The sequence below is a fragment of the Rhodococcus sp. UNC363MFTsu5.1 genome (assembly GCF_000686785.1).
GTDB classification, from domain to species: Bacteria; Actinomycetota; Actinomycetes; order Mycobacteriales; family Mycobacteriaceae; genus Rhodococcus_G; species Rhodococcus_G maanshanensis.
The window spans coordinates 151,338-164,570 of record NZ_JMLO01000001.1 but is presented as its reverse complement, the minus strand read 5'-3'; the positions used below and the strand labels follow the sequence as shown (position 1 = coordinate 164,570).

The 13,233-nt window shown below is 69.4% G+C and carries 13 protein-coding genes; 1 reads left to right on the top strand and 12 read right to left on the bottom strand.

All coding sequences use genetic code 11. The features are described 5' to 3' along the window. Positions 1-25: 25 nt before the first annotated feature. From BR31_RS0100805 to BR31_RS0100770, 7 genes are all read right to left on the bottom strand, one after another. Positions 26-706, bottom strand: a complete 681-nt coding sequence (locus tag BR31_RS0100805) for a response regulator (protein ID WP_027499265.1) — start codon at positions 704-706, stop codon at positions 26-28. After that, positions 703-3,228 carry a sensor histidine kinase gene (locus BR31_RS0100800; protein WP_027499264.1) on the bottom strand — a complete coding sequence of 842 codons (2,526 nt, stop codon included), beginning with the start codon at positions 3,226-3,228 and terminating at the stop codon, positions 703-705. Before BR31_RS0100800 ends, BR31_RS0100805 begins: the two co-directional genes overlap by 4 nt. A gap of 26 nt (positions 3,229-3,254) precedes the next feature. Then, on the bottom strand, positions 3,255-3,887 hold the full coding sequence (locus tag BR31_RS0100795; RefSeq protein WP_027499263.1) for a potassium-transporting ATPase subunit C: 633 nt from the start codon (positions 3,885-3,887) through the stop codon (positions 3,255-3,257). A gap of 6 nt (positions 3,888-3,893) precedes the next feature. Further along, positions 3,894-6,005, bottom strand: a complete 2,112-nt coding sequence (kdpB, locus tag BR31_RS0100790) for a potassium-transporting ATPase subunit KdpB (RefSeq protein ID WP_027499262.1) — start codon at positions 6,003-6,005, stop codon at positions 3,894-3,896. Next, positions 6,002-7,702, bottom strand: coding sequence for a potassium-transporting ATPase subunit KdpA (kdpA, locus tag BR31_RS0100785; protein WP_027499261.1), 1,701 nt, complete (start codon positions 7,700-7,702; stop codon positions 6,002-6,004). The genes kdpB and kdpA overlap by 4 nt, the downstream gene beginning before the upstream one ends. Before the next feature lie 3 nt (positions 7,703-7,705). Continuing rightward, positions 7,706-7,804, bottom strand: coding sequence for a K(+)-transporting ATPase subunit F (kdpF, locus tag BR31_RS0100780; RefSeq protein WP_027499260.1), 99 nt, complete (start codon positions 7,802-7,804; stop codon positions 7,706-7,708). Between the two features lie 239 nt (positions 7,805-8,043). After that, a complete protein-coding gene (locus BR31_RS0100770; RefSeq protein WP_027499259.1) occupies positions 8,044-8,697 on the bottom strand; it encodes a pyridoxamine 5'-phosphate oxidase family protein in 654 nt (217 codons plus the stop codon). Between the two features lie 77 nt (positions 8,698-8,774). Between BR31_RS0100770 and pdxR the strand changes: the two genes are divergently transcribed. Next, complete coding sequence (gene pdxR / locus BR31_RS0100765) at positions 8,775-10,223, top strand: MocR-like pyridoxine biosynthesis transcription factor PdxR (protein WP_027499258.1); 1,449 nt, start codon at positions 8,775-8,777, stop codon at positions 10,221-10,223. 7 nt (positions 10,224-10,230) lie between these two features. Here the strand turns inward: pdxR and BR31_RS0100760 are convergent, their stop codons facing one another. The 5 genes from BR31_RS0100760 to BR31_RS0100745 are packed head-to-tail and all read right to left on the bottom strand — an operon-like array spanning position 10,231 to position 13,154. Next, positions 10,231-10,731, bottom strand: coding sequence for a hypothetical protein (locus tag BR31_RS0100760; RefSeq protein WP_027499257.1), 501 nt, complete (start codon positions 10,729-10,731; stop codon positions 10,231-10,233). Between the two features lie 52 nt (positions 10,732-10,783). Then, a complete protein-coding gene (gene mutM, locus BR31_RS0100755) occupies positions 10,784-11,644 on the bottom strand; it encodes a bifunctional DNA-formamidopyrimidine glycosylase/DNA-(apurinic or apyrimidinic site) lyase (RefSeq protein ID WP_027499256.1) in 861 nt (286 codons plus the stop codon). Between the two features lie 4 nt (positions 11,645-11,648). Beyond that, positions 11,649-12,392, bottom strand: coding sequence for a ribonuclease III (rnc, locus tag BR31_RS0100750; protein WP_027499255.1), 744 nt, complete (start codon positions 12,390-12,392; stop codon positions 11,649-11,651). Between the two features lie 7 nt (positions 12,393-12,399). Further along, complete coding sequence (gene rpmF / locus BR31_RS30865) at positions 12,400-12,582, bottom strand: 50S ribosomal protein L32 (RefSeq protein WP_072750124.1); 183 nt, start codon at positions 12,580-12,582, stop codon at positions 12,400-12,402. A gap of 2 nt (positions 12,583-12,584) precedes the next feature. Next, the gene (locus tag BR31_RS0100745) at positions 12,585-13,154 is read right to left on the bottom strand and encodes a YceD family protein (RefSeq protein ID WP_051636919.1); all 570 of its coding nucleotides are present in this window, start codon (positions 13,152-13,154) and stop codon (positions 12,585-12,587) included. Between the last annotated feature and the right edge of the window lie 79 nt (positions 13,155-13,233).

Genomic DNA, 13,233 nt, shown 5'->3' with positions numbered 1-13,233 from the left:
GGGCCAACACGCGAGGGCCGATCGGCTACACCTGGAAGCGGTACCCCATCCCCGATTCGGTGATCAGATGCTTGGGCTGCGACGGATCACGCTCCAATTTGCGGCGCAGCTGCGCGAGATACACACGCAGATAGTGGGTTTCGGTGGCATACGACGGACCCCACACCTCGCGCAGCAGCTCCTTCTGCCCGACCAGCTTGCCCTTGTTGCGCACCAGCATCTCCAGCATCCCCCACTCGGTCGGCGTCAGGTGCACCTCGCGCTCGTCCTTGATCACCCGCTTCGCGGCCAGGTCGACGGTGAACGACTCGGTCACCACCACCGGCTCGCCCACATCGGTTGCCGCGGAGTGCCGCCGCACCGCGGCCCGCAGCCGTGCCAGGAACTCGTCCATGCCGAAGGGCTTGGTGACGTAGTCGTCGGCGCCCGCGTCGAGCGCCTCGACCTTGTCCGCCGAATCGGTGCGCGCGGAGAGCACGATCACCGGGGCGGTCGACCAGCCGCGCAGGCCGGCCAGCACCTCGATGCCGTCCATGTCCGGCAGACCCAGGTCGAGCACGATCACCTCGGGGTGCTTCTCGGCGGCGGCCCGCAGCGCTGCCGCCCCTGTCGCCGCGGTGGTCACCTCGTAGCCCCGCACGCTCAGATTGATCCGCAGTGCCCGCAGGATCTGCGGCTCGTCGTCGATCACCAGCACCCGTGTCACGCAGTCACCTTCCCGATCCCAGCCAAGTCCACCACCATTGTCAGCCCGCCGCCCGGAGTGTCCGTGGCACTGACACTTCCCCCCATCGCCTCGACGAACCCGCGCACCACCGACAATCCCAGGCCGACCCCGGTGGACATGTCGCGGTCACCGAGGCGTTGGAACGAATCGAAGATCTGTTCCTCCGCGCCTCGGGCGATCCCGGGGCCGGTGTCCGCGACCGTGATCAGCACCCGATCCTTCACCGGCGCGGCCGCGATCCGCACCATCGAGTCCGGTGCGTAGCGGAGCGCGTTGTCCACCAGATTCGCGAGCACCCGCTCCAGCAGTCCGCTGTCCGCCATCACCGCGTTGCCCCCGACCTCGACCTTCACCCGGTCCGGGCCTGCCCGGCCGAATCCGGGCGCACCCACCCCGACGCCGACCAGTGCGCGATGAACCACCTCTTCCAGGTAGACCGGGCGTAGGGTCGGTCGCACCACGCCCGCGGCCAGCCGCGACGAGTCGAGCAGGTTGCCCACCAGATTGGTCAGCTGGTCGGCCGATTCCTCCACGGTGGCAAGCAGTTCCGCCGTGTCCTCCGGCGAGAACTCCACGTCGTCGCTGCGCAGGCTCGAGACCGCGGCCTTCACCGCGGCGAGGGGCGTCCGCAGGTCGTGGCTCACCGCGGACAGGAGCGACCGCCGTAGCCGGTCCGCCTCCGCGAGGGCCTGCGCCTTGCTGGCCTCCTCAGCGAGCTCGCTTTGCCGGATCAGTCCCACCGCCTGATTCGCGACGGCCAGCAGCACCCGCCGGTCGCGGGCGTGCAGTTCATCGCCGCGCAGCGCCAACGCGTACGCGCCGTCGCTGACCTCACACACGGTGTCGGCCTGGTCGACCTCCGCGGGCGGATTCGGTCCCACCGAGCTCACCGCCCCGTGCCCGCGACGGATCATGCTCACCGACTGTTGGGCGTACGTCTCGCGAACCTTCTCCAGCAACGCGGGCAGGTCGGCCCCGCGCAACACCGACCCCGCGAACAGGGCGAGCAGTTCCGCCTCCTTCGACGCCCGGCGCGCCTCCCTTGCCCGCTTGGCCGCGGCGTCCACCAGGACGGCCACCGCGACCGCGATCACCAGCAGCACCACCGTGGTGATGAAGTTGTCCGGCTCGGCGATCGTGAAGCTGCGCAGCGGCGGGGTGAAGAAATAGTTGAGGAGCAGGCCCGAGATCAGCGCGGACAGGGCGGCGGGCGCGACGCCGCCGAGCAGGGCGACGAGGAGCACCACGATGAAGAACAGTGCGCCCTCCCCGCCCCACCCGAAGGACCGGTTGACCACGCCCATGACCAGCGCGGCGGCCGAGGGCACCAGGACCGCGGCGACCCAGGCCAGGATCTTTCGCGAACGGGTGCCGACCGGGGTCAGCCTGCGGGGAGTGCTCGACTCACCGTGCGTGACCATGTGCACGTCGATCGATCCGGACTCCTGCACGACGGCCGCACCGATGCCCTCGTCGAAGATGCGGGCCCAGCGCGACCGCCTCGAGGTCCCCAGCACCAGCTGGGTCGCGTTGGCGGCTCGCGCGAACTCGAGCAGGGTCGACGGCACGTCGTCGCCGACCACGCTGTGCAGGCTCGCGCCGATGCTGGTCGCCAGCTTGCGCACCTTGCCCATCTCCGGCGCGGACACCCCGGCCAATCCGTCGCCGCGCACCACGTGCACGACGATCAGCTCGGCACTGGACTTCGAGGCGATCCGGCCTGCCCGGCGCACGAGGGTCTCCGACTCCGGACCCCCGGTGACGGCCACCACCACGCGCTCCCTGGCCTCCCAGGTATCGGTGATCTCGTTCTCCGCGCGGTACTTCGCCAGCGCCGCGTCCACCTGATCGGCTACCCACAGCAGCGCGAGCTCGCGCAGCGCGGTGAGGTTGCCGCGGCGGAAGTAGTTGCTCAGCGCCGCGTCGACCTTCTCCGCGGCGTAGATGTTTCCGTGGGAGAGCCTGCGGCGCAGTGCCTCCGGGGTGACGTCCACGAGCTCGACCTGGGTCGCGGCACGCACCACCTCGTCGGGGACGGTTTCCCGCTGCGTCACCCCGGTGATCTGCTGGACCACGTCGTTGAGGCTCTCGAGGTGTTGCACGTTGAGCGTGGTGAGCACGTCGATGCCGGCGGCGAGGACCTCCTCGACGTCCTGCCACCGCTTCTCGTTCCGGCTGCCGGGGGTGTTGGTGTGGGCGAGCTCGTCGACCAGCACCAGCGCCGGCCTGCGGCGGAGCACCGCGTCCACGTCCAGTTCGGGCATCGTGGTGCCGCGGTACTCGATCAGCTTCGGCGCCACCACCTCGAGGTCGCCGATCTGCGCGGCCGTGCGGGCGCGGCCGTGGGTTTCCACCACGGCCGCGACCACATCGGTCCCCCGTTCCCGACGGCGATGGGCCTCGCCGAGCATCGCGAACGTCTTGCCCACCCCGGGGGCAGCGCCCAGGTAGATGCGCAGTTCACCGCGCTTGCCCTCGCCCCCGGAACCGGTACCGCTCACTCCGTCATCATCCACCAGTTGGCACTTCAGTCGCAGGAAGGCGCGGTCAGGCCCAGTGCGAGGTTCAGCTCGAGCACGTTCACCCGTTCCGCGCCGAGCAGGCCGAGCTGGCGGCCCTCGGTGTGTTCGTCGACGAGCTGGCGGACCCGCTCCTCACCGAGCCCGTTCACCGCGGCGACCCTTGGCACCTGGATCGCGGCGTACGCGGGACTGATGTGCGGGTCGATGCCGGAACCGGATCCGGTTACCGCGTCGACGGGAACCTGATCGGGGCGCACGCCCTCCCGCTCGGCGATCACCGTGCGGCGCTCGGTGACGAACGCCGCCAGGATCTCGCTGCTGGGACCCTGGTTGGTGGGCAGGGCGGTCGCCGGGTCGCCCGGCGCGAACGCGTCGTCATCGGAGACCGAACCGGTGACCCTGTTGTGGAAGAACGGATCCGGCGCACCGGACTCCACCTGCGGGTCCACCCCGACCCAGCGGCTGCCGACCACGCATCCGTTGGTGTCGCGCACCGGCGAGCCCTCCGCGGATCCGGAGCTGATCCGGCCCACCCCCCACACCGCGGCGGGGTAGATCACCCCGAGGATCACGGTGAGCGCGAGCAGGACCAGCAGGCCGGCCCACACCTGCTTCACGAAACCGATAGTGAATCGCATTCAAGCTCACCCAATTCCAGGAATAAGTCGTACGACGAGGTCGATCAGCCAGATGCCGATGAACGGCGTGATCACGCCGCCGAGCCCGTAGATCAAGAGGTTTCGGCCCAGCAGCTGCGAGGCCGAGGACGGTCGGTAGCGCACACCCTTGAGCGCCAACGGGATCAGCGCCACGATCACCAGCGCGTTGAAGATCACCGCCGACACGATCGCCGACTGCGGCGTCGCCAGACGCATGATGTTCAGCGTGTCGAGCTGCGGGTAGATCCCGCTGAACAGCGCGGGCAGGATGGCGAAGTACTTCGCCAGGTCGTTGGCCAGGGAGAAGGTGGTTAACGCGCCGCGGGTGATGAGCAGCTGCTTGCCGATCTCCACGACCTCGATGAGCTTGGTGGGATCCGAATCCAGATCCACCATGTTCCCGGCCTCCTTGGCCGCGGAGGTGCCGGTGTTCATCGCCACGCCCACGTCGGCCTGGGCCAGTGCGGGCGCGTCGTTGGTGCCGTCACCGGTCATCGCGACCAGACGGCCACCCCGCTGCTCCTTGCGGATCAGCTCGAGCTTGTCCTCCGGGGTCGCCTCCGCCATGAAGTCGTCCACCCCGGCCTCGGCGGCGATCGCCTTGGCGGTCAACGGGTTGTCGCCGGTGATCATGACGGTGCGGATGCCCATGGCCCGCAGCTCGGCGAACCGCTCGGCGATTCCGGGCTTGACCACGTCGGAGAGCTGGATGACACCGAGGACCCTCGGACTCCCGGCCTCGACCACGGCCACCACGAGCGGCGTGCCACCGACCTGGGCGATCTCGTTGACGGTGTCGGTCACCGCGGGGGCCACACCGCCCCCCTGCTCCCGCACCCACGACAACGTGGCGTCGCTGGCCCCCTTGCGGATCTGCATTCCGTTGAGGTCGAGACCGCTCATCCTGGTCTGTGCGGTGAACGGCACGAATTCGCCGTTCTTCTCCGCCTCGGACGGATCGAGGGCGAGCCCGAAGTCCTTGGCGCACAACTCCACGATGCTACGGCCCTCGGGCGTGCCGTCCGCAAGGCTTGACAGCCGGGCGGCTTCCGCCAGCTCCCCCGCGGTGGCACCGGGAGCGGGGTGCAGGGCGGTGGCCCTGCGGTTGCCGTAGGTGATGGTGCCGGTCTTGTCCATCAGCAGCGTGTCGATGTCGCCAGCCGCCTCGACCGCACGGCCCGACATGGCAAGCACGTTGCGCTGCACCAGTCGATCCATGCCCGCGATGCCGATGGCCGAGAGCAACGCGCCGATGGTCGTCGGGATGAGGCAGACGAGCAGCGCGATCAGCTTGATCGGGTCCTGCTCCTGGCCCGCGTACATGCCCATCGGTCCGATGGCGACAACGGCCAGCATGAAGATGATCGTCAGCGAGGCCAGCAGGATGTTCAGGGCGATCTCGTTGGGCGTCTTCTGCCGTGCGGCGCCCTCGACGAGGGCGATCATCCGGTCCACGAAGGAGTGCCCCGGCGCCGCCGTGATCTCGACGACGATCCGGTCGGACAGCACGATGGTGCCGCCGGTCACCGCACAGCGGTCGCCTCCGGACTCGCGGACCACGGGCGCGGATTCGCCGGTGATGGCCGACTCGTCCACGGTGGCGATGCCCTCGACGACGTCGCCGTCGCCGGGGATCACCTCTCCAGCGACCACGACCACCCGATCACCGACCACCAGCTCCGCGCCAGGGATCGACTCGATCGCACCTCCGGCGGTGATGCGGTGAGCGGTGGTGTCCTGCTTGACCTTCCGCAGGCTTGCCGCCTGGGCCTTGCCGCGCCCCTCGGCGACGGACTCGGCCAGGTTCGCGAAGAGCACCGTGAACCACAGCCAAGCCGCGACCACCCAGGAGAACACCGACGGGTCGGCGATCGCCATCACGGTGGTGACGACCGAGCCGATGAGGACGACGAACATGACGGGGTTGCGCGCGAGGTGCCGCGGGTCGAGCTTGCGGACCGCCCCTGGCAGCGACGTGAGCAGCTGCCTCGGGCTGAAGATCCCGCCCTGCACCCGGTTCTGGTGGTGCTGCTCGTCCCCCACGCCTTCCCCGGATCGCGGGGCGACGTCGAGTCGTTCGGTTGTGTTCACACTCATTGCAGAGCCTCCGCGATCGGGCCCAGAGCCAGGGCCGGGAAGAATGTCAGCGCCGCGACCAGGACGACGGTTCCGGTGAGGAGTCCGGCGAACATCGGGCCTGCGGTGGGCAGGGTGCCTGCGCCGGGCGCCGTCTTCTTCTGCGACGCCAACGATCCGGCGAGCGCGAGCACGAAGATGATCGGCAGGAATCGTCCGAGCAGCATGCAGACGCCGAGCGAGGACTGGAACCAGTCGCTCGTCACGGTCAGGCCGCCGAAGGCGCTGCCGTTGTTGTTCGAGGCCGAGGCGAACGCATAGAGCACCTCGGAGAAACCGTGGATGGAACCGGGCGTGCCCGGATCTCCGCTGTTGCCCTGATATCCGGTGGTGGACGACAGGATGACCGTGATGCCGGTGCCGATGAGCACCAGTGCCGGCATCACGAGCACCGAGAGCGCCGCAAGGGTGATCTCCCGCTGCCCCAGCTTCTTGCCGAGGTACTCGGGGGTGCGGCCGACGAGCAGCCCTCCGACGAACACGGCGATCAGCGCCAACACGAGGATGCCGTACAGGCCGGTGCCGACGCCGCCGGGCGCGATCTCTCCGAGCAGCATGTTCAGCATCACCGCGCCGCCGCCGAGCGGCGACATGCTGTCGTGCGCGGAGTTGACCGCGCCGGTGGAGGTTCCGGTGGTGCTGACCGCGAACAGGGCGCTGCCGGGGATCCCGAATCGGACCTCCTTGCCCTCCATCATGCCGCCTGCCGCGGTGGCCGCCACGCCGCGCTGACCGGATTCGGCTGCGAGGGTCACGGCGAGCAGCCCGGACCAGAGGATGCCCATGACGGCCAGCAGGGTCAGGCCCTGCTTGCGGTCGCCGATCATGGTGCCGAAGGTGCGGGTCAGCGACACCGGGATGAGCAGGATCGCGATGATCTCGACGATATTGCTCAGCGGGGTCGGATTCTCGAAGGGGTGCGCCGAGTTCGCCGCGAGGATGCCGCCACCGTTGGTGCCGAGCTCCTTGATGGCCTCCTGCGAGGCCACCGGCGCGAGCGCGTTGGTCACGGAGTTCCCGTCGAGGCCGGTCGAGGTGAACCCGGAGTCGAAGGACTGGATCACTCCCTGGCTCAACAGGATCAGCGCGATGACGAACGAGATGGGGAGCAGGATCCGAATGCAGCCACGGGTCAGGTCCACCCAGAAATTGCCGATCTCGCCGCCGCGGGAGACCCGGACGAAGCCGCGGATCAGCGCGGCGGCGACCGCCATCCCGACAGCCGCGGACACGAAGTTCTGCACCGCGAGGCCGATCGGCTGGGTCAGGTTGGACATCGTGGTCTCGGGCGCGTAGGACTGCCAGTTGGTGTTCGCCACGAACGATGCGGCGGTGTTGAAGGCCATCGCCGGGCTCACCCCGGACAGGTCACCGCTGAGCGGCAGCACGCCCTGGATTCGCTGCAGGAAGTAGAGGAACAGCACGCTCGCGGCCGAGAAGCCGAGCAGGCTCCCGGCGTAGCCGTACCAGGTCTGGTCCGTGCGGGCGTTGATGCGGCAGAGCCGGTACAGGACCGTCTCGATGCGCAGATCCCCGGAACGGAGATCGGTGTCGGTGGTGTAGACCTTGGCCATGTAGTCACCGACGGGGACATACAGAATCGCTAGCACGGCGATCACCAGTGCTATCTGCAGTCCCGCAGCAAGCGCGGGATTCATGTGTCAGAACCTCTCGGGGTCAAGCAGCGCGACAAGCAGGTAGATCACGAGGGCCGCCGCGATGGCGATCAGGATGACGCTGAGCGTCCCGGCGGCGGTCACTGCGCACGCTTTGTCTGCAGCCCGCGCAGCAGCAGCGCGCAGAAGCCGAAGGTGCCGATGATGAGCGCCACGTAGGCCAGATCAGCCATGACAGTTCCTTTTCGAAAGTCACACGCGCGCCGTCCATCGGCGTGCGCCGTCCCTGATTTCGGGCACAGTGCAGCGTGCTCCCGGACCGGGACGAATTGGGACTTCCTTACGGCTCGCTAACGCCGCTACCTGGGCTGTTGACGCGTTCTTTACGCGGGTGCGATCGCGATCACGGAGCCGGAGTGCGCGAGCCGCAGCACCGATGCGGGCACCGGAGTGTCCCCGTCCACCCATGGCGCCGGGATCGGTGTGCCCGCAACGGCCCGGAGCGGCACCACGCCCGCCCAGGCACCGCCGTCGGCGTCGGGAGCACTCGGCGGGGCGTTGCGCACCTTGACGGTCCACCCGCCCTCGATGATCGGCAGCGCGATGGTCAACGTGGCCGCGAGCTCCTTCTTCGTGTGGCCGCGCACCTCGGCACTCCGTCCCGGGATCAGGGCGTCCGAGAGCACGTTCAGCGCGTCGGCGGACTCGTCCCGCGTCAGCGCGGTCAGGTGCCCGCGGACCACCGCGGATCGGTAGTTGGCCGAGGAGTTGAAGAGGTTGTCCGCCACCACGATTCCGTCGAGCATGGCGACGCACAGCGCGGCGGGTGCGCCCGCGGCGACTTGGCGCAGTGCCCCGGCGCCGGTGGAGCCGTGCAGGATGATCCGGTCGCCGTCCCTGGCGTAGAGCATCGGAACCGCCCACGGCATGCCGTCGACGACGGTGGCGAGGGTGCCCACCGCCGCGGCGTCGAGCACCTCGTCGAGCTGGCTTCGTTCGAGCATCGAGCGTTCGGGGTGTCTGTTGATCTTGTCCACACCACCAGCCTCGGACAATTCTGGCGCATCCAACAGGTCCAGAATCCTCAATTCATACAGACCAGTATCATCGGCCCATGGCCCGCCACCCCCGCGACGCCCAACTGACGCTGACGCTGCCGACCACCGGCGAGGCGCTCCGGCACCGCATCGCCGAGGCGATCATCGACGCGATCCGGCTCGGCTGGCTGCACCCCGGCGATGCACTGCCGCCGACCAGGGTGCTCGCGGCCGAGCTGGGCGTGGCCCGGTCAGGCGTGGTCGAGGCCTATGACGAACTCTGCGCGGCCGGATATGCCTGCGCGCGACCGGGATCCGGGACCCTGATCGCGCCAGGTGCCGACGCCGCGGCCGCGGCGGGCGCCGGGTCCCACGTGTCGGACCGGCCGACAACGGTCCCTGACACCGAACCGACAACGGCGGCCCCGACCTGGGACCTGACCCCGGGCTGCCCGGACACCGGCCTCGTCTCCCCCGAGGACTGGCGGCGCGCCTGGCGCGCAGCTGCGGCGGCGCCGATCCACCCGCGCTCGGCAGGCCCGACCGGCCATCCGGAGCTGCGCCACGCGCTGGCCGTGCACCTGCGCCGCACCCGCGGGATCCTCGCGCACCCGGACGAGCTGGTGCTCGTCCCAGGAGTCGACTCCGCGCTGCGCACCCTCGCCGCGGCCGCGGACCTGGCCGGACGCGACATCGCCTTCGAGGAGCCGGGGTACCGCAATGCCCGTCGGGCGCTCGAGATGTCGGGCGCCCGGCTGCGACCTGTCGGGATCGACACCGATGGCCTGGACCCGGCGGCGCTCCGCGATACCGATGCGGCCGTGTATTGCACTCCGGCACATCAATATCCGCTCGGTGCTCGGATGCCGGTGACCCGTCGCGCCGATCTGCTGGCCCGGGCGGCCGAGTCGGGAACACTGATCATCGAGGACGACTACGACGGCGAGTTCCGCTACGACGTCTCCGCGCTGCCCGCCCTGCGTAGCGTCGAGGGCGGCCGGGAGCACGTCGCGTACATCGGCACCGCCTCGAAGATCATCTCGCCGTCGATCCGCCTGGCCTGGCTGCTCCCCCCGCCAGCCCTGCTCCCGCGGGTGCACGATTCGTTGCGCCGCACCGGCGAGAACTGTTGCGGGGTCACCGGCCTCGCGCTTGCCCACTTCATCGAATCCGGGGCGCTCACCCGGCACCTCGCCCGGGCGTCGCGCACCTATTCGGCACGGCGGGCGGCCCTGGTCGACGCGCTCAGGAGCCGACCCGCCCTGATGGACCGGCCGGGGGTCCACCTGGCGGGCATCGAGGCCGGGCTGCACATGGTGCTGCGCCTCCCCGACCGCGCCGACGACGACGCCATCGCCGCGGAGCTCGGCACCAGGGGCATCGCGGTGCCCGGCCTGGGTCGGTACCGTACCGACGCCGCGGGCCCGCGGGGCCTGATGTGCGGGTACGCGCAGTTGCCCGAGTCCCAGGCCGACGCCGTCGCGGGGGCGATCGCGGATGTGGTCGGCAGGCATCTCGCCCGCTGACTCACGCCTACTCATCCGGTTCCCGCTCGAGAACCTTCTCCAGGAAGTCCTTCAGCTCCTGGATCGCCGACGCCCCCGGGATGGCGCTGAGGCTGGCCAGCGCCGCGTTCAGCGCAGCCAGGAGGGTGCGAAAGATCCGCCGTCTGATCGTCCCGCCGCCGCGGACGACCCCCATCACCTCGCCGCGGCCTGCCAGCTCGATCACCGCGAGTTTGAAATCGCGCATGGCGCCGTCCCAGCCCGCCGACCCCAACGCGGCGATCACGGCGTCGGCGGGGAACTCCGCGTTCTGGCCGCTGAGGGTGCGGAGCGCCTCCGCCCCCTGGTTCGCCACGAGTTGTTCGACGGCCGAAGCGAACTGGCTCCGGAGACCCTCGTCGGGCACCACGGCTGTCTCCACGCCGCGGTCGTCGCCAAGGGTCGCATCCGGCTGCGCCGACCAGCGCAACACCAGCAGGACATCGTCGACGAGCTGGCGCACGATGAGCATGTCGTCGTAGTCGGCCACGGGACCTCCTCGTCGAAGGACACTCGCCAGTGTGCGCGTCGCCTGTGGGGGCCTACAAGCCTCGGGGCCTCGGCTGGCACTTCGGGCAGCTGTAGGAGGACCTGTTCATGAACTTCTCCCGCCGGATGGGCGCGCCACAGCGCGGGCACGGACGATCCTCGCGGCCGTAGGCGGACAGCGACCGGTCGAAGTAGCCGGACTCCCCGTTCACGTTGACGTACAGCGCATCGAACGAGGTACCGCCCTGCGCCAGCGCCTCGCTCATCACCTCGGTGACCGAGGCGAGCAGCAGGCGCACCTGCGGGCGGGTCAGCCGGTCCGCCGGCCTGTTCCCGTGAATCCCGGTGCGCCACAGCGCCTCGTCGGCATAGATGTTGCCGACCCCCGACACCACCGTCTGATCGAGCAGGATCCGCTTGATCTCGCTCCGCTTGCCGCGGATCGCCGCGACCACCGCCTCGCCGTCGAACCCGGGGTCGAGCGGGTCCCGCGCGATGTGGGCGACCGGCTCGGGCAACGCCGCGCCATCCACCTCCACCATGGGGGCGAGCGCCCAGCCACCGAAGGTGCGCTGATCGACGAAGCGGAGTTCGGTGCCGTTGTCCAGCGCGGCCAGGATCCGCAGGTGCTTCTCGCGGGTGGCACTCGGCGGCTGGACCAGCATCTGCCCGCTCATCCCGAGATGGACGACAACGGCGAGGTCACCGGGCGCCAACTCGAGCCAGAGGTACTTTCCGCGGCGCCGGGCACCCGTGACATCCAGACCGGCGAGCTGCGCCGCCAGATCGTGACCACCGAGGACGTGCCTGCGGACCGCACGGGGGTGCAGGACCTCGACGGCATCGATCCGGGAACCGACGACGTGGGCCTCGAGCCCGCGCCGGACCACCTCGACCTCGGGCAGCTCCGGCACGGTGTCAGCCGACCTGGTCGGAGTCGCCCTCTGAGAGGGACTTCCAGGCGGTACTGGCCGCCTTCTGCTCGGCTTCCTTCTTCGACCGTCCGACGCCGACTCCGAGCGCGTCCCCCGCGACCATCACGGTCGCGGTGAACTCCTTGTCGTGGTCGGGCCCGGTCGCGCTGATCTCGTAGACCGGCACGCCCTGGCCGCGCTCCGCGGTCAGCTCCTGGAGGCTGGTCTTCCAGTCGAGACCCGCGCCCAGCTTGGGCGCGCGCTCGAGGAGATCACCGAACAGCGAGAGCACGACGGTCCGCGCGGTGTCGATGCCGTGCTGCAGGTGTACGGCGCCGAGCAGCGACTCCATCCCGTCGGCCAGGATGCTCGCCTTGCCGCGGCCCCCGGTCATCTCCTCGCCCTTGCCGAGCAGCAGATGGGCGCCGAGGCCACCCTCACCGAGATCGCGGGCGACCTCCGCAAGGGCGTGCATGTTGACGATGCTGGCCCTGATCTTGGCCAGCTCACCCTCGGACTTGTCCGGATGCGCGACGTAGAGCTTCTCGGTGATGGTCAGACCGAGCACCGAGTCGCCCAGGAACTCGAGCCGCTCGTTGGTCGGCAACCCGCCGTTCTCGTACGCGTACGAGCGGTGGGTCAGCGCCAGCGTGAGTAGCGGTTCGTCCAGGACAACGCCAAGAGCGGCGAGGAGGGAATCATGCTCCCCCTCGCCGCCGGCGGGTGCTGCTTTGCTACTGCTTGTCACTGCGCGACTAGACCGCAGCGGTGACCTGACGACCCTTGTAGGTGCCGCAGGACGGGCACGCAATGTGGGGCAGGGTCTTCTCGCCACAGCCACGGTTCGGGCAGGTGATGAGGGTGGGCACAGTGGTCTTCCACTGGCTACGACGCGACCTGGTGTTGGATCGCGACATTCTGCGCTTGGGGACAGCCACTTCTACTTCTCCTCGGCTTCGGTGTTCACACGACTCGTGCTGGGCTGGGATGATGCATCCTCAGCGTCGAACTTCCCCGCGAGGGCAGCCCAGCGAGGATCAAGTATCTCATGCCCATGCCCAGATTCTGCAATCGCCAGGCGAACCCCACATTCGGGGCACAGTCCCTGGCAATCTTCGCTGCACAACGGCTGCAGCGGAAGTTCCAGCCCAGCCGCATTCACGATGACCGGTTCGAGATCGATCAGGTCGTCGATGATGCGGTAGATCTCGTCTTCTTCGGTGGTCGCCTCGGTGGTGCTGTTCGGGTACGCGAACAGCTCGGTGAGGTACAGGTCGAGCGCGCCGTCGAACGGCTCGAGGCAGCGCGAGCACTCCCCCTCGGTTGCCGCTCGGACGGTGCCGGTGACCAGCACGCCCTCGGAGACGGACTCCAGACGCAGGTCGAGTTCGACCTCACCGCCGACCGGTACCGCGATCATGTCGAGGCCGATCCGGGAGGCCGTCGGCACCGTGCGGGTGACGGTGCTCATCGACCCGGGACGACGCCCGAGGCTGAGGGTGTCCAGCACGAAGCCGCCGTCGTGGCGACGGGGTGAACCGGAACGATGCGAGGACACGCGAATACTCTTTCGTCAGCGAAGAAGGGAA